The sequence below is a fragment of the Pseudenterobacter timonensis genome (assembly GCF_900021175.1).
In the GTDB taxonomy this organism is placed as follows: domain Bacteria; phylum Pseudomonadota; class Gammaproteobacteria; order Enterobacterales; family Enterobacteriaceae; genus Enterobacter; species Enterobacter timonensis.
Window position 1 is genome coordinate 290928 of record NZ_FCOP01000012.1, and the last position, 26967, is coordinate 317894.

The window sequence follows — 26967 nt, forward strand, 5'->3', positions numbered from 1 at the left end:
TAAGTTATTATTTTTGTTGTGATTTTCGGCCATAAACCAGCCAGGTGATAAAGACGCAGGCGATATAGAAGACCAGAAACACCTTCATCGCCCCGACGGGGGAGCCGGTCATCGCCAGGGAGGTACCGAAAGCTTTCGGGATAAAAAAACCGCCCACCGCGCCGATAGCGGAGATAAAGCCGAGCGCCGCCGCGGTGTCGGTCACCGCTTCCCGCTGCGCCTCTTCATCGCTGCCGCCGCGCAGCTTCACCCGCTCGAGGGTGATCTGGCGGAAGATGACGGCAATCATCTGGAACGTGGAGCCGCTGCCCAGCCCGGCGGTGAGAAAAAGCCCCATAAAGACGATATAGAAGGCGATAAAGCTGCCCGCACCCGAGCCGGGGAGGGTAAGAAAGAGCAGCGCGGTAAAGAGCGCCATAAAGACAAAGTTCAGCAACGTTACCCGTATGCCGCCCAGCCTGTCGGAGATGGCGCCGCCTGCCGAACGCGCCAGGGCGCCGATCAGCGGGCCGAAAAAGGCGAGATGGAGAATATTGACGTCAGGGAACTGGGTTTTGGAGAGCATCGCAAAGCCCGCCGAGAAGCCGATAAACGAGCCGAAAGTGGCGAGGTAAAGCAGACTTAACAGCCAGAGGTGAAAGCGCTTCAGCACCGGCAGCTGTTCAGCAATCGACGCTTTAGAGCTGGCGATATCGTTCATGCCGAAAAAGGCGGCCAGCGTCGCCAGCAGCAGCAGCGGCGCCCAGATCCAGGCGGCGTTCGCCAGATAAAGGGCAGAGCCATCCTCCTGCGGCACGCCATGGACGCCGAGGAAGGTAAACATCGGCAGAAAGATAACCACCGGGGCGGCCATCTGCATTACGCTGACGCCCAGGTTGCCTAATCCGCCGTTTATCCCCAGGGCGCTGCCCTGCCGGGATTTAGGAAAGAAGAAGCTGATATTGCCCATGCTGGAGGCGAAGTTAGCTCCGGCAAAACCGCACAGCAGGGCGATGATGATAAAGGTGGTAAAAGAGGTGGCGGGGTTTTGTACCGCGATACCGAGCCAGACGCAGGGAACGATAAGGATCACCGTGCTTAATACCGTCCAGAGGCGGCCGCCAAATATTGGCACCATAAACGAGTAGGGCACGCGTAAAATCGCACCGGAGAGCGATGGCAGGGCAGTTAATAAAAAAAGCTGGTCAGTGGTAAAATGAAAACCCACCTTATTAAGATTTACCGCAACAGCGCTAAATAACATCCAGACGCAGAAAGCCAGTAACAGACAGGCGACTGAGATCCACAAATTCCTCCGCGCAATGTGTTTTCCTTTATTTTCCCAAAAGGCCGGATTCTCCGGTTTCCAGTTATTTAAAAGATAATGATTACCCTTCTCATTTTGTTGTGACATATCGCCCTCGTATGCACCAGTAAAGAGAAATGCGTAGAAAATACAGGCTGTTAACAACTTGCCTGTGCTGGAATTTATATGAGTTTATTGGGATATATCTGAAGGATAGATAAAAAAATGAACCCCTGCGGAGAGGAGGGTAACGGGGGTTCGCTTTAAGTGTTACTAATTGTAACGGAAAGAAAAAGCGTACTCATTCAGGAGTAATCACTAAGTTCAAGGGTAATCTGATGATCCAGATGGCGATAAAAAACATCATTATCCATTCCCGGCATCGTTAACAAATACATGCCATCCAGTCCGCAGACAAGGGCAATTAACCGCCAGGCGATATTCTCTGCGCTGTCGCGCAAAATAAATTCCTGCGCCGCCGCACCGTCATTAATCATTGCGACCGTTTTCAGATGCCACATCTCCATGGTCAGTAAAAACGCCGCTTTTATGTCGTCGTCGCGCCAGGCCAGTATTTGTGCTTCGCGCCACAGACGGAGATAGGGTTCAAAGCTCCCCTCATCGCTGCCCAGCATGGCCCGCAGCCGCTCCCGCCAGCTTGCGCCTGCCGGCACCGGTTCCGCATCAAGCAGCGTGCGGATAAGGCGGATAAACGCCTGCGCCTTCAGTTCACCGGCGCTGCTGAAATGGTGGTGAACCTGCCCGGTTGCCACGCTCGCCTCGGTAGCGATGCGTCTTACCGTCATGGCGGTAAAGCCTTCGTCCAGGGCGACGCGCATGGCGGCCTGCAGGATCGCTTCCCGCCGTTCATCCCGGCTTAGATAACTCATCTTTTTTCACTCCTAAGAAAGGAGATACAGCTTAACAAAAAGTTGGACATTCGTTCAACTTTAAGTAGGATCGCAAACTGGACGTGCGTTCAAATTGAGGGAAGTTATGTTTCGTCAGTGGTTAGCCTTAGTGATTATCGTGCTGGTCTATATACCGGTCGCGATTGACGCCACGGTGCTGCACGTGGCTGCGCCGACGCTGAGTACGACGCTTGGCGCCAGCGGCAATGCGCTGCTCTGGATTATGGATATCTACTCCCTGGTGATGGCCGGGATGGTGCTGCCGATGGGAGCGCTTGGCGATCGCATCGGCTTTAAGCGACTGCTGCTGACGGGGAGTATGCTGTTTGGTCTCTCCTCCCTGGCGGCGGCGTTTGCCCCCACCGCAGGGTGGCTTATCGCCGCCCGGGCGTCGCTCGCCATCGGCGCGGCGATGATAATTCCGGCGACGCTCGCGGGTATCCGTACCTTGTTTACCGAAGCCCGCCAGCGGCATATCGCCCTCGGCGTCTGGGCGGCGGTGGGGTCAGGCGGCGCCGCCTGCGGCCCGCTTATCGGCGGCATGCTGCTGGAGCACTACTACTGGGGCTCGATTTTTTTGATCAACGTGCCGATTGTCATCGTGGTGGTCGCTCTGGCCGCAAAAGCGATCCCGCCCCAGCAGGGACGGACAGACCAGCCGCTGACCCTGCGTCATGCGCTGATGCTGATTGCCGCCATTCTGCTGCTGGTTTATGGCGCTAAAACCGCCCTCAAGGAGAGCCTTTCTTCCTGGATGGTGGGGGGCGCTTTTCTCACCGGTGCGCTGCTGTTACTGCTCTTTATTCGTATTCAGCTTCAGGCCAGCAGGCCGATGATCGATCTGCGCCTTTTCAGTCACCGGGTGATTTTAAGCGGGGTGATCATGGCGATGACCGCCATGATCGCGCTGGTGGGCTTCGAGCTGCTGATGGCCCAGGAGCTGCAGTTTGTGCATGGTTTTAGCCCGTTCGAGGCGGGCGTTTTTATGCTGCCGGTGATGGTCGCCAGCGGCTGTAGCGGGCCGGTTGCCGGGCTGCTGGTGAGTCGTCTGGGGTTGCGCGCAGTGGCGGCGGGCGGGATGGCGTTAAGCGGTATCAGCTTTCTGGGTCTCTCCACCCTCGATTTCAGCACCCAGCAGTGGCAGGCCTGGGGGCTTATGGCGCTGCTCGGCTTTAGCGCCGCCAGCGCGCTGCTGGCCTCTACCGCCGCGATCATGGCCGCCGCGCCGAAGAAGAAAGCTGCCGCCGCGGGGGCGATTGAAACCCTCTCCTACGAACTGGGGGCGGGTCTGGGAATTGCCATTTTCGGCCTGCTGCTGACCCGCAGTTTCTCCAGCGCCATCGTATTGCCGAAAGAGCTGAGCGCGCCGCTCGGCCAGCTGGCAGCCTCTTCGCCAGGCGAGGCGATGAAGGTCGCGGAGTCGCTGCCTCCCCGGCTGGCAGGCCAGGTGGTGGAAGCCGCGAGGGAGGCCTTTCTTACCTCCCACAGCGTCGCGCTGAGCAGCGCGGGGGTGATGTTACTGCTCCTCGCCGCAGGCATCGGGGTTAGCCTGGCGCAGGTCGACCGGCAGCGATAGCTGTTATGGCCGGGTCGCATACCAGCAGAGCAGCGATCCGGCGCAGACCATCAGCGCCCCCTGCCAGAAGGCGAAGGAGAGCGGGGCGGCCAGCAAAAACGCCGCCAGCGCCGAGGAGAGAACCGGCGTGAAGTAGGAGACGGTCGCCAGCAGGGTGACGTTGCCGTGCAGGATGCCGACGTTCCAGGCGGCATAGCCCAGCCCCAGCGCCGCGCTGCAGAGCAGCAGCTGCGTTACCACCGGCACGCTGAAATGCATCTCTGCCCGATCGCCGGTGAGATATTTCACCCACAGGCTCAGCGCCGTCAGCAGGACAAAGAGCGTAATTCCATTCTGGCCGTTGGCGTAAAGGCGGGTGACCGTACAGTAACCGGCCCAGATAAAGGCACCGGCAAAGGCCAGCCCGTAGCTGAGCGGGTTTGAAACCACATTAGCTGCGATCTCCGCCACGTGCAGGCCGCGCTCGCCGCCGAGCACCCATCCCACGCCCGTCAGCGCCAGCAGCAGCCCCGGCACCACCCAAAGGTTCGCTTTCTGGCGGGTGAAAAAAATAGCAAACAGGATAGTCAGGCTTGGCCAGAGATAGTTGACCATCCCCACCTCGATCGCCTGGTGGCGGGTATGGGCATAGCCAAGCGAAAGGGCGAGACAGATCTCATAGCTGACGAAAAGGATACTGCCGGCTATCAGATAGCGCGGCGAAAAGCGCCGTATCGCAGGGAAGCCGACGGTAACCAGGCAGAGCAGCCCGCTCAGGGTGTAGATCATCGCCGCTCCGCCAACCGGGCCTAATCCCTCGCTGACGCCGCGAATTAAGCCCACCATCGTGCTCCATAAGAGAATGGCGACAAGGCCTGTCAGGGTTGCTCTTTTTTTATCCATTATCTTTTCACTGACTTAAAAATGCCGGGGGGAGAGTTATAGCATTAAATAGCGGGGCCGGGGCAGTTACGGTCAGCTTTCCTAATCCGAAAGGATTAATTTGATCGCCAGTGATAACAATTAAGGAGGTCACCACGGGCGTTATTGATTTGACTCAAAAAGTCCCTGGGGATGAACTGTTAGTTTGCGCGCCGAAATCGCCATTGAATAATGAGGACAACGATGGACGTCAGTCGCAGACAATTTTTTAAAATCTGCGCGGGCGGTATGGCAGGAACAACAGCGGCTGTTTTAGGGTTCGCCCCGAAAATGGCGCTGGCTCAGGCGCGTAACTTCAAACTGCTGCGCGCGAAAGAGATCCGTAACACCTGCACATACTGCTCCGTGGGTTGCGGGCTATTGATGTATAGCCTGGGGGATGGTGCTAAAAACGCGAAAGAAGCGATTTACCATATTGAAGGGGACCCGGATCATCCGGTGAGCCGCGGCGCTCTCTGCCCGAAAGGGGCAGGCCTGCTGGACTACGTACACAGCGACAACCGCCTGCGCTACCCGGAATACCGGGCACCGGGTTCGGACAAATGGCAGCGCATCAGCTGGAACGAGGCGTTCACCCGTATCGCCCAGCTGATGAAAACCGACCGCGATGCCAACTTTATTGAGAAGAACGAGCAGGGTGTGACGGTCAACCGCTGGATCTCCACCGGTATGCTCTGCGCCTCGGCGGCAAGCAATGAGACCGGCATGCTGACGCAAAAATTTGCGCGCTCCCTCGGCATGCTGGCGGTAGACAACCAGGCGCGCGTCTGACACGGACCAACGGTAGCAAGTCTTGCTCCAACATTTGGTCGCGGTGCGATGACCAACCACTGGGTGGATATTAAAAACGCCAACGTCGTGATGGTGATGGGCGGCAACGCCGCAGAAGCCCACCCGGTCGGATTCCGCTGGGCGATGGAGGCGAAGAACAATAACGACGCCACGCTGATCGTGGTCGATCCGCGCTTTACGCGTACGGCATCGGTGGCGGATATCTATGCGCCGATTCGCTCCGGGACGGATATTACGTTCCTCTCCGGCGTGCTGCTTTACCTGATCGAAAACAACAAAATCAACGCGGAATATGTAAAACACTACACCAACGCCAGCCTGCTGGTGCGGGACGATTTCGCCTTTGAAGACGGGCTGTTCAGCGGCTATGACGCTGAAAAACGCCAGTACGATAAATCCTCCTGGCACTACCAGCTGGATGAGAATGGCTACGCCCGTCGTGACGAAACCCTGAGCCATCCGCGCTGCGTCTGGAACCTGCTGAAACAGCACGTCTCCCGCTATACGCCGGACGTGGTGGAAAATATCTGCGGTACGCCGAAGGCGGACTTCCTGCGGGTCTGCGACGTGCTGGCCTCTACCAGCGCCGCCGATCGGACCACCACCTTCCTCTATGCGCTCGGCTGGACCCAGCACACCGTCGGTGCCCAGAACATCCGCACCATGGCGATGATCCAGCTGCTGCTGGGCAACATGGGCATGGCGGGCGGCGGCGTCAACGCCCTGCGCGGTCACTCCAATATCCAGGGGCTGACCGATCTTGGGCTGCTCTCCACCAGCCTGCCGGGCTATCTGACGCTGCCCTCAGAGCAGCAGAGCGATCTGCAAAGCTGGCTTGCCGCTAATACGCCGAAGGCGCTGCGGGACGGGCAGGTGAACTACTGGAGTAACTATCCGAAATTTGCCGTCAGCCTGATGAAAGCGTTCTATGGCGACGCGGCGCAAAAAGAGAACAACTGGGGTTTCGACTGGCTGCCGAAATGGGACCAGGCCTACGACGTCATCAAGTATTTCAACATGATGGATAAGGGCGAGGTTACGGGCTATATCTGCCAGGGCTTTAACCCGGTCGCCTCCTTCCCGGATAAGAACAAGGTAGTGCGCAGCCTGAGCAAGCTGAAGTACATGGTGGTTATCGATCCTCTGGTGACTGAGACCTCCACCTTCTGGCAGAACCACGGCGAATCGAACGATGTCGATCCGGCATCCATTCAGACTGAAGTGTTCCGTCTGCCCTCCACCTGCTTTGCCGAAGAGGATGGCTCTATTTCCAACTCCGGCCGCTGGCTGCAGTGGCACTGGAAAGGGCAGGACGCGCCGGGCGAAGCGCTCAACGACGGCGAGATCCTGGCCGGTATCTACCACCGCCTGCGGGAGATGTACCGCAGCGAAGGCGGCAAGGGGGCCGAGCCGCTGCTGAAAATGCGCTGGAGCTACAAACAGCCCGATCGTCCGGAATCGGAAGAGGTGGCGAAAGAGAACAACGGCTACGCGCTGGCGGATCTCTATGACGCCGACGGCAACCTGGTGGCGAAGAAGGGCCAGCTGCTGAACAGCTTTGCGCTGCTGCGCGATGACGGCACCACCTCCTCCGCCTGCTGGATCTACGCTGGGAGCTGGACCGAGCAGGGCAACCAGATGGCGAACCGCGACAACGCCGATCCGTCGGGCCTTGGCAATACGCTCGGCTGGGCGTGGGCGTGGCCGCTGAACCGCCGCGTGCTCTATAACCGCGCTTCGGCGGATATCAACGGTAAGCCGTGGGATCCGAAGCGGATGTTAATCCAGTGGAACGGCGCGAAGTGGACAGGTAACGATATCCCTGACTTCAATACCGCCCCGCCGGGCAGCGAAACCGGGCCGTTTATCATGCAGCCGGAAGGGATGGGACGCCTCTTCGCCCTCGACAAGCTGGCGGAAGGGCCTTTCCCGGAACACTACGAGCCGATGGAAACGCCGCTGGGCACCAACCCGCTGCACCCGAACGTGGTCTCCAGTCCGGTGGTGCGTATCTACGAGGACGATGTGCTGCGCTTAGGCAAGAAGGACAAGTTCCCTTACGTGGGGACCACCTACCGCCTGACCGAACATTTCCACACCTGGACCAAGCACGCGCGGCTTAACGCCATCGCCCAGCCGGAACAGTTTGTGGAGATAAGCGAAACGCTGGCGAAGGCGAAAGGGATTGCTAACGGCGATCGCGTGAAGGTGAGCAGCAAGCGCGGCTTTATTCGCGCGGTGGCGGTGGTGACCCGCCGTCTGCAGACGCTGAACGTCCACGGCCAGCAGGTGGAAACCGTCGGTATCCCGCTGCACTGGGGCTTTGAAGGGGTGGCGCAGAAGGGCTATATCGCCAACACCCTGACCCCTAACGTCGGCGACTCCAACTCGCAGACGCCGGAATATAAAGCGTTTTTAGTTAACATCGAGAAAGCGTAAGGGGCGATTAAATGGCAATGGAAACACAGGACATTATTAAACGCTCCGCCACCAACCCGATTACTCCCGCGCCGCGCGCGCGGGACTACAAAGCGGAAGTGGCCAAGCTTATCGATGTCTCCTCCTGCGTGGGCTGTAAAGCCTGCCAGGTGGCCTGCTCGGAGTGGAACGATATCCGCGATGAGGTGGGGCACTGCGTGGGGGTTTACGATAACCCGGCGGATCTGAGCGCTAAATCCTGGACGGTGATGCGTTTTAGCGAAACCGAGCAGAACGGCAAGCTGGAGTGGCTGATTCGTAAAGATGGCTGTATGCACTGCGAAGATCCGGGCTGCCTGAAGGCATGCCCCTCTGCCGGGGCAATTATTCAGTACGCTAACGGTATTGTCGATTTTCAGCAGGATAACTGCATCGGCTGCGGCTACTGCATCGCAGGCTGTCCGTTTAACATCCCGCGTCTCAACAAAGAGGATAACCGGGTCTACAAATGCACGCTTTGCGTCGACCGCGTCAGCGTCGGCCAGGAGCCTGCCTGCGTTAAGACCTGCCCAACCGGGGCGATTCACTTTGGCACCAAGAAAGAGATGCTGGAGGTGGCGCAGCAGCGGGTGGACAAGCTCAAAGCGCGAGGCTATCAGAATGCGGGCATCTACAACCCGCCGGGGGTGGGCGGTACGCACGTGATGTACGTGCTGCACCACAACGACCAGCCGGAGCTGTATCACAATCTGCCGAAAGATCCGGCGATCGACACCTCCGTCAACCTGTGGAAAGGGGTGCTGAAGCCGCTCTCGGCGGCGGGCTTTATCGCCACCTTCGCCGGGCTGATTTATCACTATATCGGCATTGGTCCCAACAAAGAGGTGGATGAGGACGAGGAGGAGCATCATGAGTAAGATGATCGTGCGTACAAAGTTCATCGACCGCGCCTGTCACTGGACGGTGGTGATCTGCTTCTTCCTGGTGGCGCTGTCGGGGATTTCGTTCTTCTTCCCGACTCTGCAATGGCTCACTGAAACCTTCGGGACGCCGCAGATGGGACGCATCCTGCACCCGTTCTTCGGCGTGCTGATTTTCGTGGCGCTGATGTTTATGTTCGTGCGCTTCGTGCACCATAACATTCCGGATAAGCAAGACATTCCGTGGGTGAAAGGGATTGTCGAAGTACTGAAGGGCAACGAACACAAGGTCGCCCGGGTGGGCAAGTACAATGCCGGACAGAAGATGATGTTCTGGTCGATTATGAGCATGATCTTTGTTCTGCTGGTGACCGGCGTCATTATCTGGCGTCCTTACTTTGCGCAGTACTTCCCGATCCAGGTGATTCGCTACAGCCTGCTGATCCACGCGACGGCGGCCATTATTCTGATCCACGCCATCCTGATCCATATGTATATGGCTTTCTGGGTGAAAGGGTCGATTAAGGGCATGATCGAAGGGAAGGTGAGCCGCCGCTGGGCGAAGAAACACCACCCGCGCTGGTATCAGGATGTCGAGCGCATGGAAGCGAAGCAGGAAAACGCGCAGGGCCTGAAGTAAACGTCAACACGGGCGGCGCAATGTCGCCCGTTATTTCCTCTCATATTCACAACCCAACCTGTTTTAATGGATGAACGTGTCAGGCGCAGGCTTTGCGCTGGCTCACCCTGACAGAATCATCAATAATGCCTGCCATTCCACTTTGAAACAGGTTTGCTGTATGAAAAAAACCGTTTTCTCGCTGGCGCTGGGCACCTTCGGGCTCGGGATGGCCGAGTTTGGCATCATGGGTGTTCTGACCGAGCTGGCGCATGACACCGGCATCTCTATCCCCTCCGCCGGAAACATGATCTCGTTCTATGCCTTCGGGGTGGTGATTGGCGCGCCCATTATGGCGCTCTTCTCCGGTAGGTTTTCCCTTAAGCATATCCTGCTGTTTCTGGTCACGCTCTGTGTGACTGGCAACGCGCTTTTTACTTTCTCCTCCTCCTATCCGATGCTGGCGCTTGCCCGGCTGATATCAGGCTTTCCGCACGGCGCTTTTTTTGGCGTCGGGGCGATTATCCTCTCGAAAATCGCCCCGCCGGGTAAAGTCACCCTGGCGGTGGCGGGGATGGTCTCCGGCATGACGGTGGCGAACCTCATCGGCGTGCCGCTGGGCACCTGGTTGGGGCATACTTACAGCTGGCGCTACACCTTTTTCCTGATTGCCGCCTTTGACGCGCTGGTAATCCTCTCGGTGCTGCTCTGGGTGCCGCCCCTGTCTGACAGAAGCGAGACCCGTCTCGCCGAGCAGTTCCATTTCCTGAAAAAGCCCGAGCCGTGGCTTATCTTCGCCGCCACCATGTTTGGCAACGCCGGGGTATTTGCCTGGTTCAGCTTTGTTAAGCCGTTTATGCTGAACGTCTCCGGCTTTTCCGAAGGGTTTATGACCGCCATCATGATGCTGATGGGGCTCGGGATGGTGCTGGGCAACATCGTCAGCGGGCGGCTTTCCGGGCGCTTCAGCCCGCTGCGTATTGCGGCGACCACCGATCTGGTGATCGTCTTGTCCCTGTTATTGCTCTTTGCCTTTGGCGAGCATCAGGGAGCGTCGCTGGCGATGGGCTTTATCTGCTGTGCCGGGCTGTTTGCCCTTTCAGCGCCATTGCAGATTCTGCTGCTGCAGAATGCGAAGGGCGGGGAAATGCTGGGGGCCGCAGGCGGGCAGATGGCGTTTAATCTCGGCAGCGCCATCGGCGCGTACTTCGGCGGGATGATGATTACGCTGGGCTTTAGCTGGAGCTACGTTACGCTGCCTGCGGCGCTGCTGTCGTTCGCCGCGATGTCTTCGCTGTTGTTCTACGGGCATACCAAAGCAAAACGGGCCCAGACGGCGTTAGCCTGATACAGGAGTACGGGGCGAAAGCGCGCCCCGTAGATAACACCCTCCGGTTGAAGAGGGCGGAGAAAAAGATTTAAATCAGGAGCGCAGGTCGATCACCATACGTCCGCGAATTTGCCCCTGTTCCATCTCTTTAAAAATAGCGTTGATATCCTCGATAGGACGCAGCGCCACTTTCGGCACCACTTTGCCCTCGGCGGCAAACTGGAACGCTTCGGTCAGATCCTGACGGGTGCCCACCAGGGAGCCGACTACCTGAATGCCGTCTAGCACCAGGCGCGGAATATCGAGGCTCATCGCTTCCGGCGGCAGACCCACCGCCACCACGCGCCCGCCCGCGCGCACGGCGTCAACGGCGGAGTTGAAGGCCGCTTTCGCCACGGCTGTCACCACTGCCGTATGCGCGCCGCCGGTTTTCTCCTGAATAAACTTCGCCGCGTCATCGCTGCGGGAGTTAACCGTCAGATCGGCGCCCATGCTGGCGGCCAGCTTCAGCTGCTCGTCATTCACATCAACCGCGATGACTTTGGCGTTAAAGACGTTTTTCGCATACTGCAGCGCCAGGTTACCCAGCCCGCCAAGGCCATAGATGGCAACCCACTGGCCCGGTTTGATCTCCGAGACTTTCACCGCTTTATAGGTGGTGACCCCCGCACAGGTAATGCTGCTGGCAGCGGCGGAGTCGAGGCCGTCCGGCACTTTGACCGCGTAGTCGGCGGTGACGATGCACTCTTCCGCCATGCCGCCATCCACCGAGTAGCCGGCGTTCTTCACGTTGCGGCAGAGGGTTTCGTTGCCGCTGTTACAATATTCGCAGTGGCCGCAGCCTTCAAAGAACCACGCCACGCTGGCGCGATCGCCCGGCTTCAGGGAGGTAACGCCCGGCCCAATCTCTGTGACGACACCGATCCCTTCATGCCCCAGCGTCACCCCGGTTTTATCGCCAAAATCGCCGTTTTTAACGTGCAAATCGGTGTGGCAGACGCCACAGCACTCCATTTTCAGCAACGCTTCACCGTGACGCAGCGGGCGTAACGTTTTTTCAGTCACTTCTACCTGATGATCGTGAGTAACAACAGCAGCCTTCATGTGTTTCTCCTTTGCATGATGAGTTTCTGCGTAGCAGGAAAAAAAGTGCTCTACCCCCTAAGGATTAATGTTTTAGCCACATGGATGCAAGGGCCATGAAACATGCGGTAATACTTTGAGGGGGATATGCGCGATAAATGCGTGCGGTATCGATTAATTTCGCTTAACAAAGCGGGGCGCGGGAGAAAAGAATGGACAAGTAAAATTGCCCTCTCACAGTAAAAAGGAGAGGGCAGTTTGACATCAGATGGAGGTGCGGCGATAGCTGCGGTATTCCGGTTGCCAGAAGTTTTCGTCAATGGCCTGCTGCAGCGCATCGGCAGAGGTTTTAACCGCCACGCCCTGCTGCTGGGCCATTTTGCCGACAGCAAAGGCGATGGCACGGGAGACGGTGTGAATATCCTTCAGCTCCGGCAGCACCAGCCCCTCGCCGTTATTGACCAGCGGCGAGTGCTTGGCCAGCGTTTCGCTCGCGGACATCAGCATCTCGTCGGTGATGCGCGACGCGCCGGAGGCGATCACCCCCAGACCGATCCCCGGGAAGATATAGGAGTTATTGCACTGGGCGATGGGGTAGGTCGTATCCTTCCAGACCACCGGCGCGAACGGGCTGCCGGTGGCGACCAGCGCGTTGCCTTCGGTCCAGGCGATAATGTCCTGCGGCGTCGCCTCAACGCGGGAGGTCGGGTTAGAGAGCGGCATCACGATCGGACGCGGGCAGTGCTTGTGCATCTCCCGGATGATCTCTTCCGTGAACAGTCCCGTCTGGCCGGAGACGCCGATCAGGATATCGGGCTTGACGTTGCGCACCACGTCGAGCAGGGAGAGCACCTCGTTATCGGTATCCCAGCTGCGGAGGTTATCGCGCTTCTGTACCAGCTTCGTCTGGAACGGCAGCAGATTTGGCATCCCGTCGGTTAAGAGGCCGAAGCGATCCACCATAAAGACACGGGAGCGCGCCAGCTCTTCGCTTAACCCCTCGCGCTGGGTCTGGGCGATGATCTGCTCGGCGATACCGCAACCGGCGGAGCCCGCCCCGAGGAAAACGATTTTTTGCTCGCTGAGCTGGCTGCCCGCCGCACGGCTGGCAGCGATCAGCGTGCCGACGGTGACCGCCGCCGTACCCTGAATATCGTCATTGAAAGAACAGATCTCATCCCGGTAGCGGTTAAGCAGCGGCATGGCGTTTTTCTGGGCGAAATCTTCAAACTGCAGCAGCACGTTCGGCCAGCGCTGTTTGACCGCCTGGATAAAGTCATCCACAAACTGATAGTACTCGTCATCGGTGATACGCGAATGGCGCCAGCCCATATAGAGCGGGTCGTTAAGCAACTGCTGGTTGTTGGTGCCCACATCCAGCACCACCGGCAGGGTATAGGCCGGGCTGATACCGCCGCAGGCGGTATAGAGCGAGAGCTTACCGATCGGGATCCCCATCCCGCCGATCCCCTGATCGCCCAGCCCCAGAATACGTTCGCCGTCGGTGACCACGATTACTTTAATATTGTGGTTCGGCACGTTCTGCAGGATATCGTCCATGTTGTGCCGGTTCGGCCAGGAGATAAAGACTCCGCGGGAGCGGCGGTAAATTTCAGAGAAACGTTCGCAGGCCGCTCCCACCGTCGGGGTGTAGATCACTGGCATCATCTCATCGAGGTGGTTCTGAACCAGGCGGTAGAAAAGCGTTTCGTTGGTGTCCTGAATGTTGCGCAGGTAGATATGTTTATCGATTTCGGTTTTGAAGCCTTGATACTGGATCCAGGCGCGCTCTGCCTGCTCTTCGATGGTTTCCACGACCTCTGGCAGCAGGCCGAGGAGGTTAAAGCTGCTGCGCTCCTCCATGCTGAAGGCGCTGCCTTTGTTCAGCAGGGGAAACTCCAGCAACACCGGGCCTGCATAGGGAATGTAGAGGGAACGATGTTTTGTGGCTTTGTTGTCCATATTTCTCACTCGCTGTTTGAATATACGTCCCTGGTCGTGCCATTTCTTGTCGCGGTGTTGGTCATCAGGGCTGCGGTCGGCGGGTAGTATAAAGGAGCCGGGGCGGAATTTCCGCCCCTGAAAACAAAAACACCATCGGGGTGACCGATGGTGTCTGCTGGCTGTTAAAGGCCTGGCTTACTTCTCTGAGTGGCGTTTTCTGCCGCTACCGTTGTTAACGACGGTCTCATTGTTCTCTTCAATTACCACTTTTTTGTGGTTAGAGAGTTTGTAGTTCAGCCCAAGAATGTGGCGTGCCTGACGGTTCGATTTCATGCTTACTCCTCAATCCTGTTGATAGTTTTAAGGACAGGTTCGCTGTAGCGAACGAAATGTAACCCCTTAGGTTGCAGATCCAGCATAGCAGGTTTTCAGAGCGGGGCGTGTTGGCCGCTAACGACGTAGTTGATCGTCTGCTGGTAAATATCACTGAGGATGTCATTGTCGGACGCTTCGACCCATTTGGTCAGCTCCATTAAAATGTCATCTTCAGTGACCGCCCCCATTTCGGCGCGCAGACCCTGCGCAATGGCGTTGACCAGTTCCGGCTGTGCAGATGAAGTATTTGCTGAGTAATAAGTAAACATGGTGCCTCCGTGTCGTTATCTGTTTAATGGTACGGCTCGCAAAACTTAATTCACATTCAGAATGGCAAATATTCTTGCCGCTGTGGCTCAGATTCGTCCTGGAAACAAAATATTCACGAGGATATATCCTGTATTAATTAATTACGGCTTCCAGCGACGCGCTGAAGAATATTTTTCATAGGGCATGGGCGAGGGCCAGGATATCAATTCCACTACGCTGCCCCAGGGGGTTTTACCGTAACAAAACGCATTGCCTTCGCCGCGTTCAGCGGGAAAGGATAAAGGCTTAGGTTCAGTAAACATCTCTCCACCAGCGGCGGTGAAGCGGGAGATAGTTTCCGCGAAATCATCCACATAGACCGCGAAATGCTGTAAGCCAAAATCGCTGGCGCGGGCGGCCTGTTGCTGTTCTGGAGCGTGCATTTCAAATAATTCTATTCCCGGTCCGCGGGGTAATATCAGCATCCGAATAGCGGTTATTTCTGTCCCCGGATATAAACGTAGCGTCTCTCTCTGGGATTTATTATCGATATTTCCATCTCCCTTTTCTGCTGACCGGTAAAGCACTTTTGCCCCCAGTGCATTTTCAAAAAAATAGGTTGCCTGCTCGATATCAGGCACCGTAATGCCAATATGGTCTATTCCGCGTACCGGTGAAGTCATCTTTTTCTCCTCTGTTTTAAGGCAACTATAGCAGCCGCTCCTCGCGTCGGGTCTTTTAAGAGTTCTCCTGCTTCCCCTGCAGAATGTGTCGAACGTTCTATACTTATCCCTTTGCAAGCCAAAAGGAGAGCAACAATGACAATTCATAAACACGGTTCTGCACACTGGTCAGGTGATATCAAAAAGGGCAAAGGTACGGTTTCGACAGAAAGTGGTGTGCTGAACCAGCAACCCTACGGCTTTAATACCCGTTTTGAGGGTGAAAAGGGGACCAATCCCGAGGAGCTGATTGGCGCTGCACATGCGGCCTGCTTCTCTATGGCGCTATCCCTCATGCTCGGCGAAGCGGGGTATACCGCCGATTCCATCGACACCACTGCTGACGTGTCGCTGGATAAAAAAGAGGGAGGTTTTGCCATCACTAAAGTCGCTCTGCAGAGCAAAGTGACCGTCCCGGGCATCGATCCGCAGCAGTTTGACGGTGTTATTCAGAAAGCCAAAGCGGGCTGCCCAGTTTCGCAGCTGCTTAACGCTGAAATCACGCTGGATTATACGCTGAACTAACTCTCCCGCCGGGCAGCATAGCTGCCCGGTTTTATTTTCCCCTCTTTAAAACTTTCCTGGTATGCCTTCATACCAGCCTTGCCCTGAAGTGGAATAATGAATTTGACTACCTGAACAGAGGTGATCGACTCTCTGGCCGGTGGGTAAAAGCATGTGAACAGTGCTCACTCCGTCTTTTTTTCCGGAAACCGGTATATAAGCAGCGGCTGTCAGCGAAACCCGTATGATAGATGCCTGGCTGTGCTATCCAAAGGGGTGGTAGTGATAAAGGGCATTTTCAGAAATTAAGTGTGGTTAATGGCAGTCCTGTCTTTATCGATCTGAAAATTGAGATAAAAGTGGATGTTGCGGCAGTTATTATGTCCATATTGGGATGTGTGGCTTTTGCTATTGATCGAGATTACCCGTACTTTCAATGGTGAGATTATACCTGCTGTGTATTTCGATATCCAAACAGCCCGCTTGCGGCACAAGGGGTTTATTTGCCGTTTTATAACCATTTGGGTATAATTAAAACACCAAATGGGAGGTCAGTTATGAAAACTTTTAGCTTGTCGTCAACCCAAGCCCGGCCGCCGCGCTTATGGCAGGTTGCCGGGTTAAATAGTTCCGATGGTGTGGCGTTGCTGGGCCAGATTCACGAAGGTCTCGATGGCAACGTTGCAGATGTCATTATCGACTGGGCAAAAATAACCCAAAACGACCTGCGGAAGATGTCCGGTATCCCCTCCACGACATTCAGCCGCAGCCGGAAAGCACGTTTTACTGCCGAGCAGAGCGAACGGCTGGTGCGCGTCATTCGCGTCATCGACCGGGCGGTAGACCTCTTTGAAGGTAACAAGGACGAGGCCCAGAAATGGCTGAATGAGCCGAACAGGGCGCTCAGCTGGAAAGTGCCTGCGGAGCTCATGGCATCCGAAACCGGTGCATATGAGGTCATGAAGCTGATCACGCGTCTTGAACATGGGGTTTACTCGTGATCCTCTACCGGCTGACCAAAACCAAATACCTTTCCACAGCCTGGACAGGATTTGGCGCCCGGCAGGCCGGAGGCCGCTGGAACAGCCCGGGCGTCTCGATGGTTTATGTCTCAGAAACGGCCTCACTGACAATGCTGGAGACGCTCGTGCATCTGCATGCTGCACATATTCTGGATTCTTTCACGCTGCTGCGTATCGATGTTCCAGATGAGCAGATTCAGACCGCCAGTATGGATGAACTGCCGGATAATTGGGCTGATGAAGACGCTCCCCCGGAACTGGCTGCATATGGTGATGCCTGGTGCTTTTCAGCTGGTTCCGTTGCGTTACGCGTACCCAGCGCCCTGTCACCCGTCGAGTATAATTTCCTCCTGAACCCGGAGCACCCGGACTTCTTCAGCATCATCCAGAAAGCGCAGACCATTCCGTTCCGCTTCGACAGCAGACTTACGCCATCGCGCCACTGACCTTATCGGGAATGACATCCATTCCCGGAGCACATCCTGAAGCTGTAGTGCCGGTGTTCAGTACCGATAAACTACCAAAATTTCTTTTTTTCATTGGAGCACCTGAGTTTTTTTGAGGTGAGCATATCAACTCTGTTCAGGTGTCCAGATTCAGTTTCCACTTCACCCGCTCGCCCGCCGGGCGAACGAAGGGAGGCTACTCCGCCTCCTGCGAGCGGTGAATACCCATGGCGATTACCTGTGCCGGATCGAAGAGGGAGAGACTTTCGACCTGGGAGAGGAGAATGACCTTACGAAAATCGAGCGCCGACTGCGGCTCCGAGATCAGATCGATCCCTTTCGCGTCATACCAGGCGCTGTAGTTATGCTCGATATGCAGATCCAGCGTTTTTTTATCGCGATAGCCGCTCAGCATCGGCACGATAACGATATTGTTCGCTTCGCCGCCGTCGAAGGTGGCGGTGTGGACCATTCCAATGTAGATGCGCTGTGATTTAAGGGTGACCCAGGCGAGGTCGCCTTTCTCCATGCACTGATAAAGTAACCCCTCCACGCCGTTAGCCCGCGACAGATGCTTATAGAGCTCCCGTCGCCCGTTGATATCCAGCCGCGCGCTCCGCGCCCAGTTGGAGCGCCAAAGACAGAAGAGCACGGCGAAGGCCAGCATAATAACCACCGGAGCCTGGATGCCAAGAAAGGTCCAGTTCATAAAGCTCATCTGATAGTGGTAATGATCTGCCCCGGAAAGTTCAGGAAAGGCGTTTAACGCCGCGGATATAACAAAAAGCACAATCCAGAGCAGCGCGGTGGCCAGGATCCCCTGCAACACAAAGACGCAGCCGTAGAGCGCCACGAGAAAATAGACATCCCAGCCGAAGCTGCGTTTGAATTTAAAGCGGGTGGAAAGGTCGTGGCTGGTGTACCAGTAGCCGCAGACCATCAGGACCATAAAGATTGCCGTTCCCATCTCAGGCCCTCTTCAGCGCATCGACATGGCGACGGAAATCATCCTGTACATGTTTGCAATGGATGTTCACCGAGGGGTTGCCGTCGGCATCAATTACAATGCGCTCGCCATCGTCGATGGCATCCTGGATTTCACTGTGGCTCATAACCTGTAGCAGGGCATCGGGACTGGCGAATAACGCGCGAATCATCTTTTTCATCAATTACCTCCGGCTAACAGTATAGAAAGCACTACAGAAAGCGGGGGCAATGTCAGATATATCCGGCGGAAAGCGCGTTAATTGTTCATGCGGTAGTACCAGAAGAGCGCCACTTCATCTTTTTCCGGTTGCGGCAGGGCATCGTAGAGATAGCGATCGTAGCCGGCCAGCTCAAAGCCGTACTGACGATAGAAGAGACAGGCGGGAACGTTGACGTTTTGTGTCTCCAGACGCAGCCCGGCGGCCTTTTTCTCCTCTGCCCAGCGGTGAACGGCGCTCATGAGCTTGCGGGCGGCGCCATGCCTGCGCAGGGCGCTGTCGGTTGCAAGATAGTCAATAGAGACAATATGGCTGTTGTGCAGCGAGGCGGTGATAAACCCGGCGATGTCGCGCTCCCCGGTTTCGGCCAGCAGGAAAAGGGCGTCCGGCTTAACGCAGTGATCCTCCAGGGTCTGGAGATCGAGTTCATAGGTTTTGATAAAGGGTTCGGAGAGCGACTCGATGCGCAATTCGCTGTCGATAAACGGGCCGCGGGCGATATGGTTAACATTAAAGGAGAAATCGCATTTTTCCAGCGGGAGAAGATCTGCAGCAGTGCCTTTTCTTATCAGCATGAATCATCCTGTCAGAGAGAGGGAAAAGAAAGGGTAGCACAGGAGGAGAAAAAGGAAGGGGGGCTGGCGGCGGGTAACCGCCAGCGGCCAGAATTAAAGATCGTCCATGGTATGGTCGACAATAATCTCCAGCGCTTTGCGAATCACATCAGCTTTAACCACGTCGCGGGTGCACTCCAGCTCCTGGATCAGGCGCAGAATGATCGCTTTGTGGGTCAAATGGCCTTGCGCGGCGAGGATTTCGCCAGTCACTGCTTTAAGCAGGGCAGACTCGTCGGCCAGCAGCTCTCCGGCGTTACGAAGATAATTAGAAAGGGCCGGGTCGGGTAAATCTGCAAAGAGATCGGGTTTCGATAGCGTAGCCTGGCTCATGATGTCACACCGGTTAAAATGTAAAGTTGATGGTTAGCGTTAATGTTTTTTGCTGTCGGTACCTTGCTGGCTGACGCCAAACAACGGGTAAACGTTATCATTACTGCTGCGTCTGTTCCTTTCACGCTCGTTTCTTTCCTCTTCCTTGTTGTTTCTCAACGAACCGACGTCGCTGCTGGCGATCTCCGTAATCACGCACTGCAACGCTTCGCGCCGCTCTTCATCCTGCTCATGGGTTTTCATCACCCTCAACCGCGCGATAAGTGTCTTAATGCTGATCGGACCTTTCTCTTTTAAAAGAGATAAGACCGCTTCTCCAATCAGCTCGTCGGTCAGTTGCTCTAGTTCACTTCTCTTCATAACTGCATCTCTGATTGCCTCACTCTGCTGTGCAAAACGCGGCATACAGTCAGTTCGGGTACGGTGTCGAAACAGTTACCTCTTTGTAAGGCAACGCACCGGAACTGACTACGTAAAGGGTATTCAGTAGCTGGCCAGGATCTCAACGGTCAAACAGCAGACCAATCAACGTGTGGTAGTGGGTCTCTTCCTCTTTATCACTCACCATTTCAAGACGGGACAGCAGCTTGGTACAGAGTGACTTACGATTCAGAATTTTGCCCTCACGCAGAATTTCCACCACAATCTGGCCAAGCGTCTCCTGCTGAGTGGGTAAGGCCGCTTTATTAAAATAGCGGGTAATGGCACTCGCTGCATCCGGTAGATAACTGTTCTGGCGCATGGGGGCTCCTGTAAAAGTTAATTATGTATAAGCGAAAACGTTATACAAGCTTGAAAATACTGTACACAAAAACTGTACAATTTAACAAATAAATTTTGAAATTTTTAGTGTTATCCATTTAATTCAATAACTTAATGGTTAATCAGCTATAACAATTCGCTAACTTTGTTAAATATTTACTATGCATAGCGTAAATAGTTGCACGTTCAGACATGATTTAACCTTTTAGAAACAAGGCGACGCTTTGCCCTGTCTCTGATAGTGTGACGTTTCACTTATATCCTTTCGGACCCCATATGCTTACCACCATCATTTACCGTAGCCATATTCTTGACAACGTTCCGTCGCAGGAACTGGAAGCTATGGTCGCTAAAGCAAATGAGATCAACAGTCGCGCTGACGTAACGGGAATTTTGCTGTTTAACGGCAAACACTTTTTCCAGTTGCTTGAGGGCCCGGAGCAGAAGGTCAGGGCGATATACGAACATATTTGCGAGGATCGCCGTCACTACAACGTCGTGGAGCTGCTGCGCGATTACGCGCCCGCGCGCCGTTTTGGCAGAACCGGCATGGAGCTGTTCGATTTACGCGAACACGACAGGGAGGAGGTGCTGCAAACCGTGCTGGATAAGGGGACCACTAAATACCAGCTGCTCTACAACGACCGCGCGCTGCAATTTTTTCGCACGTTTGTGGAGGAGCGGGAGAAGGAGAACTACTTTGAAATTCCTCCTGCAGATAGCTGGAGCTTTGTTCCGGACGCCGATACGCCGTCGGAGCCTCCTTTACACCCCGATGAAACTGCCGACTGCCACTTCGCCTTCCAGCCCATTATTGACCCGCTGGCGCAGGAGATTATCTCCTGCGAGGCGCTGCTCCGCTCCCCGGGTGGCCATTCGCCGGAACATTACTTTGCCGGACTCAGCGGCGACGACATTTACCAGGCTGACCTGCAGAGTAAAAAAGTTGCCCTGGCGATGGCGGCGAAACTGGGGCTGCGCGAGCAGAGTCTGTCGATCAATCTGCTGCCGATGACGCTGGTGAAAGTTCCTGATGCGGTCGATTTTCTGTTGCAGGCTATCGCGGATAACGGCTTTGTTCCTGAGCAGGTCGTCATCGAATTTACCGAGAGTGAGGTTATCTCGCGTCTGGATGAGTTTACCGGTGCGGCCAGGCAGCTTAAGGCATCCGGGATTGGTATCGCTATCGATCACTTCGGGGCGGGGTTCGCCGGGCTGCTGCTGCTGGCACAGTTCCAGCCGGACCGAATCAAAATCAATCGGGAGCTGATCTCCGACGTGCATAAAAGCGGCCCAAGGCAGGCGATTATCCAGGCGATCATTCAATGTTGTACAACTCTGGAAATCTTGATCTCCGCGGTTGGCGTTGAAAAGCCGGAAGAGTGGATGTGGCTGGAAGCGGCGGGTATTTCGCAATTTCAGGGCTATCTCTTTGCGCCTCCAGGCTTTGGCGCCATTCCGGCGGTCGCCTGGCCGGAAAAGCGAGAGGAGCTGTAATCCGCCTGACGCAGAGGTTGTACAGCAGGGAAGGGGTTGATTTATTGTCGCTATTTTGGAAAACTGATATCAAACGTTTCACAATTGTACAACATTCAAAGGTTGTACAGGCTTTCAGGATGGGTTAGCGTAACAGTTGAGTACCCGTTGTGAGCACGAGGATATCAATGACCTTTTACAGCATCGGCGATGTGGCAGAGCGATGTGGAATTAATCCCGTCACGCTGCGCGCATGGCAGCGGCGGTATGGTTTGCTGAAACCCCAGCGTAGTGAGGGGGGGCACCGGCAGTTTGACGAGGATGATATTCTGCGCATCCAGGAAATTAAGCGCTGGATCGAAAGCGGCGTGCCGGTGGGAAAGGTCAAAGCGTTGCTGGACAAGGGTAAAATCCCCGCAGCGGGGGACTGGACAGCGCTGCAGGAAGAGATGATGTCAACCCTGCGGCAGGTCAGCCCGGCCAGACTGCGTACCCGCCTTGCCCTGCTGGGGCGGGAACATCCGGTTGATGCATTAATCGATCATGTTTATCAGCCAGTACGTGAACGCCTGAGTCTGGATCTCAATACCGCCCGCGTGATGCTTAGCCTGCTTGATGGCGCGTTGATTGAACAGGCGGTGATCCATTTAGGCGAGGTGCGCCGTAAAGCGGGTAAAGATGCGCTGCTGATTGGCTGGGGAATTGACGATCGCACCAGCCTGTGGCTGGAGGCGTGGCGTCTTTCCCATACGGGCTGGCGCGTTGACGTGCTGGCTGAACCTCTCGAAGAACTGCACCCGGAGTTTTTCCCGGGACAGCAGATTATCGTCTGGACCGGTAAACCCCTTTCACCTGACCAGGCGCAGCGGCTTGAACACTGGCGACGGCAGGGTTACGCCGTCGCCATCCATGCTCCCGCGCTTTCCGCTTAACTTCCCCAGCGGCGTTGCAGGTAGTTCACCGCCTGCTGAGCCTGCGGTTTATTGAGATAATCTTCCCTGAAGAGAATAGTGCCGTCGATATGCGGCACCGACTCGTTCAGATCCAACTGTTTCTTCAGCTCCGGCACCCCGCCGTTGACCATCCATTCCGGCTCAATACGCGACGGTTCGCCGACCTTATAGAGCGCGACCCCGATATAGAGACGGGTATGCGTCGATTTCACCACGTCGGCCCACCAGCGGGCCAGCACATCATAGCGGGCAGCCTTGCGCGTAAAGGGCCAGTAAATTTGCGGCGCAATGTAATCAAGGTAGCCTTTCTGCACCCACAGGCGGGTATCGGCAAACGATTCGTCGTAAGCGGCGGCGCCTGAGGTCTGCGAACCCGCCGGATCGTGAGAGCGGTTACGCCACACCCCGGCGGGGCTGACGCCAAACGCCACGTTCGGGTTGATCTGTTTGATGGTGCGGGAGACATTCTCGATCAGCAGCTGCGTATTGTGCCGACGCCAGTCCGCTTTGGAGGCAAAGCCCTGCCCGTAACGGCGGAAGGTCTGCTCATCCTGTAGGCGCGAGCCGGGCGTCTCGGTATAGAAATAGTCGTCAAACTGCACCCCGTCTACCGGGTAACGGGAAACCACTTCCGCCACGATGCTGGTGATCCAGTCGCGCACCTCCGGAATACCGGGGTCAAGTACATAGCGGTCCCCGGCGGTACGGACCCACTCCCGGTGCAACACAAAGACGCTGGCCGGATTGAGAGAAACCGTCCGGTTCAGCTCCGCCACGGTAGAGGGTTTGATATTGGTGGAGACCCGATAGGGGTTAAACCAGGCATGAACCTGCATGCCGCGCCGGTGGGCCTCATCCAGCATAAACTGCAGCGGATCATAGCCAGGGTCCTGGCCGATGGTGCCGGTGAGCGTATCGGACCACGGTAAAATGCGCGAAGGCCAGAGCGCCGTGCCGTCCGGTTTGACCTGGAAGAAAACCGTGTTAATCCCCAGACGGCGGAGTTTGTCGAGCTTATCGGTCAGCGCCTTTTTCTGCATGGCGATGCGGGTTGCGCTATCCACTCCGTTAACCGAGGCCAGGGGCGGCCAGTCGAGCCGGGATACGGTGGCCAGCCAGATGCCGCGCATTGGCTCCCCGGGATGCTGAGGCTGAGTGGGCTGCGGCTCTCTGGCCACCGGCGGCAGGGGGGTGACCAGCGATTTTGGCGGCTTTGAGGCGCAGCTGGCGAGTAACAGCGCGCAGGCTACCAGCGCGCCGGAGCGAGTAAAAGATCTCATCGGGCGGCTACCCCTTCTGCTGGCGGTGGGTGGACCAGGGCGACGCGGGCGCCGGCTCCGCCTGGTCTTGCAGCATCTCCAGATAAAGCGCCTCTACCTGCGCGCGCGCCCACGGGGTCCGGCGCAGAAACTTCAGGCTCGATTTGACGCTGGGATCGTTATTGAAGCAGTTGATGGTGATGCGTTTGCCCAGCTGATTCCATCCGAAGTGGGCAACCAGGGCATTGACCTGCATCTCAAGCGTTACGCCGTGCAAAGGGTCCCTGGAGGTGTGAGCTGTCATATATCGTCCATTAGTAAAAGTATCCGTGAAGAATAATAGGGCGCGAGGCGGCCAGGTGGCAAGCGACGACCACGGCAGGCTTTATTTTTGGACAAACGAGATATTCATCACATTTGTGCCATGCTTAATGTTCACTTACCCATCGCAAGGAGCCGCCATGACGCAAGAAATCACCCAACGTTCGTTTGTTTTTCCTCCCTTTTCCGAACAGCTCCAGCCTTTTCCTGGCCTTGCCAGCAAAATGAAACCGCTGCCGGATCATGGCGAAACCTCCTATCAGGGGACCGGCCGGCTGATCGGTAAAAAAGCGCTGATTACCGGCGGCGATTCCGGGATAGGACGCGCCGTCGCGATCGCCTTTGCCCGGGAAGGGGCCGACGTGGCGATCAACTACCTCCCCGAAGAGGAGGAGGACGCGGTAGAAGTCATCCGTCTGATTAAGGCGGAAGGACGTAAAGGCTGCGCCATTCCAGGCGATATTCGTGTGGAGTCGTTCTGCGATACGCTGGTGGAGCGCGCGGTGGCGGAGCTGGGCGGGCTGGATATTCTGGTCAATAACGCCGGACGTCAGCAGTACTGTAACTCCATTCTCGATCTCACCACCGCGGATTTTGACGCCACCTTCAAAACTAACGTCTACGCGATGTTCTGGATCACCCGCGCGGCGGTACCGCATCTGCCTGAAGGCGGCGCGATTATCAACACCTCGTCGGTGCAGGCGTTCGATCCTGACGCCATCGTCCTCGACTACGCCCAGACCAAAGCTGCCATTGTCGCCTTCACCAAATCGCTGGCCAAACAGCTTGGCAGCAAGGGGATCCGCGTCAACGCCGTCGCGCCGGGGCCGTACTGGACGCCGCTGCAGATCTCCGGCGGACAGCCGCAGGAGAAGATAACTTCGCTTGGCGCGCAGACGCCGCTGGGGCGCCCCGGCCAGCCGGCGGAGATCGCCTCGCTCTACGTCACGCTCGCCTCCATGCAGAGCAGCAGTTATACCACGGGTCAGGTCTGGTGTTCAGACGGCGGTAACGGCACGCTCTGACGCCCCGCAGGAAGAGAGGTTATTAACCAGCAAGGATAAATCCATGAAAAACGCCGTTGTTCATACGCCCGAACGGGTAAAAGGATTTATGGGGCTGGGAGAGTACGCCGCAATCGGAGAAGGACGCTCCGTGGCGCTGATTGCGCCGGACGGGGCGATTGACTGGTGGTGCGCCCCGAACCTTGACTCTCCGCCGCTCTTTGACCGCCTGCTCGATACCCGGACAGGCGGCTATTTCGCTTTAACCCCCACGGAGCCCTATACCGTGAGTCGCGCCTACCGGGACGCGAGTAATGTGCTGGAAACCTGTTTTGAAACCGCGCGCGGCACGGTGCGAATAACCGAGTCGATCAACAGTACGCTGGCGGGCCGGTTGCCCTGGAGCGAGCTGGCAAGACGCGTCGAATGCACAGAGGGAGAGGTCAGCGTCAGGCTGGATCTCCTTTTCGGGACGGTGGGTGAAACGCTCTCCCCCTGGCGTTCAGAAACAGAGCAGGGGGGCGTTTACCATATCGGCGATTTGATGGCGATACTGCTCCACAGTGACAACGTCACAATCAGTCATGCCTGTGATGAAAAGATCGAGGCGGAGATGGTGCTGCAGGCGGGGGAGCAGGCGGTGGTGGGACTGGTCATCACCAAAAACGAGCCGCTGGCGGTACCCGATATCACCGCGATTGACAGGCGCATCGAAACCAGTCACAAGGCCTGGACCGAATGGGCGGACGGGCTGACGTGGGAAGGCTGCTATAAAAAACATGTGGTGCGCTCCGCCCTGGCGCTGAAGTTTCTCTGGTACTCCCCGACCGGCGCCCTGGCCGCGGCGGCGACCACCTCGCTGCCGGAAGGCATTGGCGGTGCGAAAAACTATGACTACCGCTACGCCTGGGTGCGCGATGCCTGCCTTATCATCAAATCCTTTACGATCCTGGGGGTGCTGGAGGAGTGTAAAGCGGCTTTCTCATGGCTGTCGCAAACTATCATGAAGCATGGTACCGAGATGCGCACCTGTTACACCCTGGACGGAGAGCTGGTGCCGCGGGAACGCTATCCCGAACTGGAGGGCTACAAAGGGTCGCGCCCGGTACGCATCGGCAATAACGCCCGGGACCAGCGCCAGCTCAGCATGTATGGCGATATGCTGGGGGTGGCGAAGCTGTTTATCGAGGCGGGTCATATTCTTGACCTTAATACCTCCCGGCTGCTGGGCCAGCTGGCTAACCAGTGTGCCGACCGCTGGCGAATGAAGGACTCCGGCATCTGGGAGCTACCGGAAGAGCGGCACTATACCCACTCCAAAATGTGCTGCTGGCTGGCGCTGGATTGCGCCATCGTGCTGGCGGAGGACAAGCATATCGAGCCCACATGGAAAGGGCGCTGGGTACGGGAGCGGGACCGCATCCGCGACTGGATAGAGGAGCACTGCTGGTCGGAGAGCCGTCAGGCTTACCGCTTTTATGCCGGGGACGATCACTATCTGGACGCCTCTCTGGGGCTGGTCTCCCGCTATGGTAATCGCGTTAACCCCGCCAGAATGAAATCCACCTGCCACGCTATCCGTCAGGAGCTGGGGGCGGGTAGTGCCATGCTCTATCGCTACAGCGGCGTGGAGAAAGAAGAGAGCACGTTTGTCGCCTGCTCTTTCTGGCTAGTGGAAGCCTGGGCCTCGCTGGGGGAAGTCGCGCTGGCCCGCGAGAGCATGGATGAGATTCTTCATAAGCTCTGCAACCGCGGGAATGTGGAGACCTTTAACGAGATGTTTGATATCCGAACCGGCGAGTGGCGGGGAAATATGCCCCAGGGGCTAAGCCATCTGGCGCTGATCAGCGCGGCCAAAGCCATAGCCGACAACGAATAAACGTGACAGTGTCACATCATTCCTTGCAGGCTGGTCTAAGCTAT

The 26967-nt window shown here is 56.6% G+C and carries 28 protein-coding genes; 12 read left to right on the forward strand and 16 right to left on the reverse strand.

Annotated elements, in window-relative coordinates; translation table 11 throughout:
• Window positions 1-7 precede the first annotated feature (7 nt).
• Window positions 8-1393, reverse strand: coding sequence for a NarK family nitrate/nitrite MFS transporter (locus BN3796_RS14770; RefSeq protein WP_061709112.1), 1386 nt, complete (start codon window positions 1391-1393; stop codon window positions 8-10).
• Window positions 1394-1590: 197 nt separating this feature from the next.
• Window positions 1591-2175, reverse strand: coding sequence for a TetR family transcriptional regulator (locus tag BN3796_RS14775; RefSeq protein WP_061709113.1), 585 nt, complete (start codon window positions 2173-2175; stop codon window positions 1591-1593).
• 106 nt (window positions 2176-2281) lie between these two features.
• On the opposite strand from BN3796_RS14775, the gene BN3796_RS14780 reads away from it, so the two are divergent.
• Window positions 2282-3772: a SmvA family efflux MFS transporter gene (locus tag BN3796_RS14780; RefSeq protein ID WP_061709114.1), complete on the forward strand. Its 1491-nt coding sequence runs from the start codon at window positions 2282-2284 to the stop codon at window positions 3770-3772.
• 3 nt (window positions 3773-3775) lie between these two features.
• Here BN3796_RS14780 and yddG read toward each other — a convergent pair whose 3' ends face one another.
• Window positions 3776-4654, reverse strand: a complete 879-nt coding sequence (gene yddG, locus BN3796_RS14785; protein WP_061709115.1) for an aromatic amino acid DMT transporter YddG — start codon at window positions 4652-4654, stop codon at window positions 3776-3778.
• Window positions 4655-4876: 222 nt separating this feature from the next.
• Between yddG and fdnG the strand changes: the two genes are divergently transcribed.
• The 4 genes from fdnG to araJ all read left to right on the forward strand — a co-directional run bounded on the left by fdnG (window position 4877) and on the right by araJ (window position 10790).
• A complete protein-coding gene (gene fdnG, locus BN3796_RS14795; RefSeq protein WP_148381808.1) occupies window positions 4877-7924 on the forward strand; it encodes a formate dehydrogenase-N subunit alpha in 3048 nt (1015 codons plus the stop codon).
• A gap of 11 nt (window positions 7925-7935) precedes the next feature.
• Complete coding sequence (gene fdxH, locus BN3796_RS14800) at window positions 7936-8820, forward strand: formate dehydrogenase subunit beta (protein WP_061709118.1); 885 nt, start codon at window positions 7936-7938, stop codon at window positions 8818-8820.
• Window positions 8813-9463 (forward strand): formate dehydrogenase-N subunit gamma, encoded by a 651-nt coding sequence (gene fdnI / locus BN3796_RS14805; RefSeq protein ID WP_061709119.1) that lies wholly within the window; start codon window positions 8813-8815, stop codon window positions 9461-9463. The genes fdxH and fdnI overlap by 8 nt, the downstream gene beginning before the upstream one ends.
• A gap of 160 nt (window positions 9464-9623) precedes the next feature.
• Complete coding sequence (gene araJ, locus BN3796_RS14810) at window positions 9624-10790, forward strand: MFS transporter AraJ (protein ID WP_061709120.1); 1167 nt, start codon at window positions 9624-9626, stop codon at window positions 10788-10790.
• 75 nt (window positions 10791-10865) lie between these two features.
• Here the strand turns inward: araJ and adhP are convergent, their stop codons facing one another.
• The 5 genes from adhP to BN3796_RS14835 form a co-directional block, all read right to left on the reverse strand.
• Window positions 10866-11876 (reverse strand): alcohol dehydrogenase AdhP, encoded by a 1011-nt coding sequence (adhP, locus tag BN3796_RS14815; RefSeq protein WP_061709121.1) that lies wholly within the window; start codon window positions 11874-11876, stop codon window positions 10866-10868.
• A gap of 243 nt (window positions 11877-12119) precedes the next feature.
• Window positions 12120-13817: an NAD-dependent malic enzyme gene (locus tag BN3796_RS14820; protein ID WP_061709122.1), complete on the reverse strand. Its 1698-nt coding sequence runs from the start codon at window positions 13815-13817 to the stop codon at window positions 12120-12122.
• A gap of 177 nt (window positions 13818-13994) precedes the next feature.
• Window positions 13995-14132, reverse strand: a complete 138-nt coding sequence (gene sra, locus BN3796_RS14825; protein WP_061709123.1) for a stationary-phase-induced ribosome-associated protein — start codon at window positions 14130-14132, stop codon at window positions 13995-13997.
• Between the two features lie 95 nt (window positions 14133-14227).
• Complete coding sequence (gene bdm, locus BN3796_RS14830; protein ID WP_061709124.1) at window positions 14228-14443, reverse strand: biofilm-dependent modulation protein; 216 nt, start codon at window positions 14441-14443, stop codon at window positions 14228-14230.
• Window positions 14444-14584: 141 nt separating this feature from the next.
• Window positions 14585-15106 (reverse strand): VOC family protein, encoded by a 522-nt coding sequence (locus tag BN3796_RS14835; RefSeq protein WP_061709125.1) that lies wholly within the window; start codon window positions 15104-15106, stop codon window positions 14585-14587.
• Between the two features lie 135 nt (window positions 15107-15241).
• On the opposite strand from BN3796_RS14835, the gene BN3796_RS14840 reads away from it, so the two are divergent.
• The 3 genes from BN3796_RS14840 (at window position 15242) to BN3796_RS14850 (ending at window position 17117) form a co-directional block, all read left to right on the forward strand.
• Complete coding sequence (locus tag BN3796_RS14840) at window positions 15242-15670, forward strand: OsmC family protein (protein WP_061709126.1); 429 nt, start codon at window positions 15242-15244, stop codon at window positions 15668-15670.
• Between the two features lie 536 nt (window positions 15671-16206).
• Window positions 16207-16650, forward strand: a complete 444-nt coding sequence (gene parS, locus BN3796_RS14845; protein ID WP_061709127.1) for a type II RES/Xre toxin-antitoxin system antitoxin — start codon at window positions 16207-16209, stop codon at window positions 16648-16650.
• Complete coding sequence (locus tag BN3796_RS14850; protein WP_061709128.1) at window positions 16647-17117, forward strand: RES family NAD+ phosphorylase; 471 nt, start codon at window positions 16647-16649, stop codon at window positions 17115-17117. Before parS ends, BN3796_RS14850 begins: the two co-directional genes overlap by 4 nt.
• Window positions 17118-17313: 196 nt before the next feature.
• Here the strand turns inward: BN3796_RS14850 and BN3796_RS14855 are convergent, their stop codons facing one another.
• The 6 genes from BN3796_RS14855 to ycgZ form a co-directional block, all read right to left on the reverse strand.
• Entirely contained in the window at window positions 17314-18084 is a 771-nt protein-coding gene (locus tag BN3796_RS14855) for a hypothetical protein (protein WP_061709129.1), read from the reverse strand.
• Between the two features lies 1 nt (window position 18085).
• Window positions 18086-18283 (reverse strand): hypothetical protein, encoded by a 198-nt coding sequence (locus BN3796_RS14860; protein ID WP_061709130.1) that lies wholly within the window; start codon window positions 18281-18283, stop codon window positions 18086-18088.
• A 77-nt stretch (window positions 18284-18360) separates the two neighbouring features.
• Entirely contained in the window at window positions 18361-18897 is a 537-nt protein-coding gene (locus BN3796_RS14865) for a GNAT family N-acetyltransferase (RefSeq protein WP_061709131.1), read from the reverse strand.
• A gap of 93 nt (window positions 18898-18990) precedes the next feature.
• Entirely contained in the window at window positions 18991-19269 is a 279-nt protein-coding gene (locus BN3796_RS14870; RefSeq protein ID WP_061709132.1) for a biofilm development regulator YmgB/AriR family protein, read from the reverse strand.
• 39 nt (window positions 19270-19308) lie between these two features.
• Window positions 19309-19674, reverse strand: coding sequence for a hypothetical protein (locus BN3796_RS14875; RefSeq protein ID WP_407681206.1), 366 nt, complete (start codon window positions 19672-19674; stop codon window positions 19309-19311).
• A 97-nt stretch (window positions 19675-19771) separates the two neighbouring features.
• Entirely contained in the window at window positions 19772-20011 is a 240-nt protein-coding gene (gene ycgZ, locus BN3796_RS14880; RefSeq protein ID WP_061709133.1) for a regulatory protein YcgZ, read from the reverse strand.
• 296 nt (window positions 20012-20307) lie between these two features.
• Between ycgZ and BN3796_RS14885 the strand changes: the two genes are divergently transcribed.
• Window positions 20308-21528, forward strand: coding sequence for a diguanylate phosphodiesterase (locus BN3796_RS14885; protein WP_061709134.1), 1221 nt, complete (start codon window positions 20308-20310; stop codon window positions 21526-21528).
• 167 nt (window positions 21529-21695) lie between these two features.
• Window positions 21696-22439 carry a MerR family transcriptional regulator gene (locus BN3796_RS14890; protein ID WP_061709135.1) on the forward strand — a complete coding sequence of 248 codons (744 nt, stop codon included), beginning with the start codon at window positions 21696-21698 and terminating at the stop codon, window positions 22437-22439.
• On the opposite strand, the gene BN3796_RS14895 is transcribed toward BN3796_RS14890, so the two are convergent.
• Together BN3796_RS14895 and BN3796_RS14900 are read right to left on the reverse strand one after the other, a co-directional pair.
• On the reverse strand, window positions 22436-23740 hold the full coding sequence (locus BN3796_RS14895; protein ID WP_061709136.1) for a glycoside hydrolase family 10 protein: 1305 nt from the start codon (window positions 23738-23740) through the stop codon (window positions 22436-22438). The genes BN3796_RS14890 and BN3796_RS14895 overlap by 4 nt on opposite strands.
• Before the next feature lie 7 nt (window positions 23741-23747).
• Window positions 23748-24023 carry a VF530 family protein gene (locus BN3796_RS14900; RefSeq protein ID WP_061709137.1) on the reverse strand — a complete coding sequence of 92 codons (276 nt, stop codon included), beginning with the start codon at window positions 24021-24023 and terminating at the stop codon, window positions 23748-23750.
• 157 nt (window positions 24024-24180) lie between these two features.
• Here BN3796_RS14900 and BN3796_RS14905 point away from each other — a divergent pair, with 157 nt between their 5' ends.
• Both BN3796_RS14905 and BN3796_RS14910 read left to right on the forward strand, forming a co-directional pair.
• Window positions 24181-25065 (forward strand): SDR family oxidoreductase, encoded by an 885-nt coding sequence (locus BN3796_RS14905; RefSeq protein ID WP_061709138.1) that lies wholly within the window; start codon window positions 24181-24183, stop codon window positions 25063-25065.
• A gap of 43 nt (window positions 25066-25108) precedes the next feature.
• A complete protein-coding gene (locus BN3796_RS14910; RefSeq protein WP_061709139.1) occupies window positions 25109-26923 on the forward strand; it encodes a glycoside hydrolase family 15 protein in 1815 nt (604 codons plus the stop codon).
• Window positions 26924-26967: the final 44 nt, after the last annotated feature.

Excerpts from the sequence above, each read along its gene's own strand:
- BN3796_RS14910 (WP_061709139.1), top strand. The coding sequence starts at position 25,109 with ATGAAAAACGCCGTTGTTCATACGCCCGAACGGGTAAAAGGATTTATG.
- BN3796_RS14840 (WP_061709126.1), top strand. The coding sequence starts at position 15,242 with ATGACAATTCATAAACACGGTTCTGCACACTGGTCAGGTGATATCAAA.
- BN3796_RS14895 (WP_061709136.1), bottom strand. The coding sequence starts at position 23,740 with ATGAGATCTTTTACTCGCTCCGGCGCGCTGGTAGCCTGCGCGCTGTTA.
- BN3796_RS14870 (WP_061709132.1), bottom strand. The coding sequence starts at position 19,269 with ATGAGCCAGGCTACGCTATCGAAACCCGATCTCTTTGCAGATTTACCC.
- parS (WP_061709127.1), top strand. The coding sequence starts at position 16,207 with ATGAAAACTTTTAGCTTGTCGTCAACCCAAGCCCGGCCGCCGCGCTTA.
- BN3796_RS14780 (WP_061709114.1), top strand. The coding sequence starts at position 2,282 with ATGTTTCGTCAGTGGTTAGCCTTAGTGATTATCGTGCTGGTCTATATA.
- adhP (WP_061709121.1), bottom strand. The coding sequence starts at position 11,876 with ATGAAGGCTGCTGTTGTTACTCACGATCATCAGGTAGAAGTGACTGAA.
- BN3796_RS14885 (WP_061709134.1), top strand. The coding sequence starts at position 20,308 with ATGCTTACCACCATCATTTACCGTAGCCATATTCTTGACAACGTTCCG.
- BN3796_RS14905 (WP_061709138.1), top strand. The coding sequence starts at position 24,181 with ATGACGCAAGAAATCACCCAACGTTCGTTTGTTTTTCCTCCCTTTTCC.
- BN3796_RS14875 (WP_407681206.1), bottom strand. The coding sequence starts at position 19,674 with ATGCCGCGTTTTGCACAGCAGAGTGAGGCAATCAGAGATGCAGTTATG.
- BN3796_RS14900 (WP_061709137.1), bottom strand. The coding sequence starts at position 24,023 with ATGACAGCTCACACCTCCAGGGACCCTTTGCACGGCGTAACGCTTGAG.
- BN3796_RS14770 (WP_061709112.1), bottom strand. The coding sequence starts at position 1,393 with ATGTCACAACAAAATGAGAAGGGTAATCATTATCTTTTAAATAACTGG.
- sra (WP_061709123.1), bottom strand. The coding sequence starts at position 14,132 with ATGAAATCGAACCGTCAGGCACGCCACATTCTTGGGCTGAACTACAAA.
- araJ (WP_061709120.1), top strand. The coding sequence starts at position 9,624 with ATGAAAAAAACCGTTTTCTCGCTGGCGCTGGGCACCTTCGGGCTCGGG.
- BN3796_RS14820 (WP_061709122.1), bottom strand. The coding sequence starts at position 13,817 with ATGGACAACAAAGCCACAAAACATCGTTCCCTCTACATTCCCTATGCA.
- ycgZ (WP_061709133.1), bottom strand. The coding sequence starts at position 20,011 with ATGCGCCAGAACAGTTATCTACCGGATGCAGCGAGTGCCATTACCCGC.
- fdnI (WP_061709119.1), top strand. The coding sequence starts at position 8,813 with ATGAGTAAGATGATCGTGCGTACAAAGTTCATCGACCGCGCCTGTCAC.
- BN3796_RS14775 (WP_061709113.1), bottom strand. The coding sequence starts at position 2,175 with ATGAGTTATCTAAGCCGGGATGAACGGCGGGAAGCGATCCTGCAGGCC.
- yddG (WP_061709115.1), bottom strand. The coding sequence starts at position 4,654 with ATGGATAAAAAAAGAGCAACCCTGACAGGCCTTGTCGCCATTCTCTTA.
- BN3796_RS14860 (WP_061709130.1), bottom strand. The coding sequence starts at position 18,283 with ATGAAAAAGATGATTCGCGCGTTATTCGCCAGTCCCGATGCCCTGCTA.
- BN3796_RS14855 (WP_061709129.1), bottom strand. The coding sequence starts at position 18,084 with ATGGGAACGGCAATCTTTATGGTCCTGATGGTCTGCGGCTACTGGTAC.
- bdm (WP_061709124.1), bottom strand. The coding sequence starts at position 14,443 with ATGTTTACTTATTACTCAGCAAATACTTCATCTGCACAGCCGGAACTG.
- BN3796_RS14835 (WP_061709125.1), bottom strand. The coding sequence starts at position 15,106 with ATGACTTCACCGGTACGCGGAATAGACCATATTGGCATTACGGTGCCT.
- BN3796_RS14890 (WP_061709135.1), top strand. The coding sequence starts at position 21,696 with ATGACCTTTTACAGCATCGGCGATGTGGCAGAGCGATGTGGAATTAAT.
- BN3796_RS14865 (WP_061709131.1), bottom strand. The coding sequence starts at position 18,897 with ATGCTGATAAGAAAAGGCACTGCTGCAGATCTTCTCCCGCTGGAAAAA.
- fdxH (WP_061709118.1), top strand. The coding sequence starts at position 7,936 with ATGGCAATGGAAACACAGGACATTATTAAACGCTCCGCCACCAACCCG.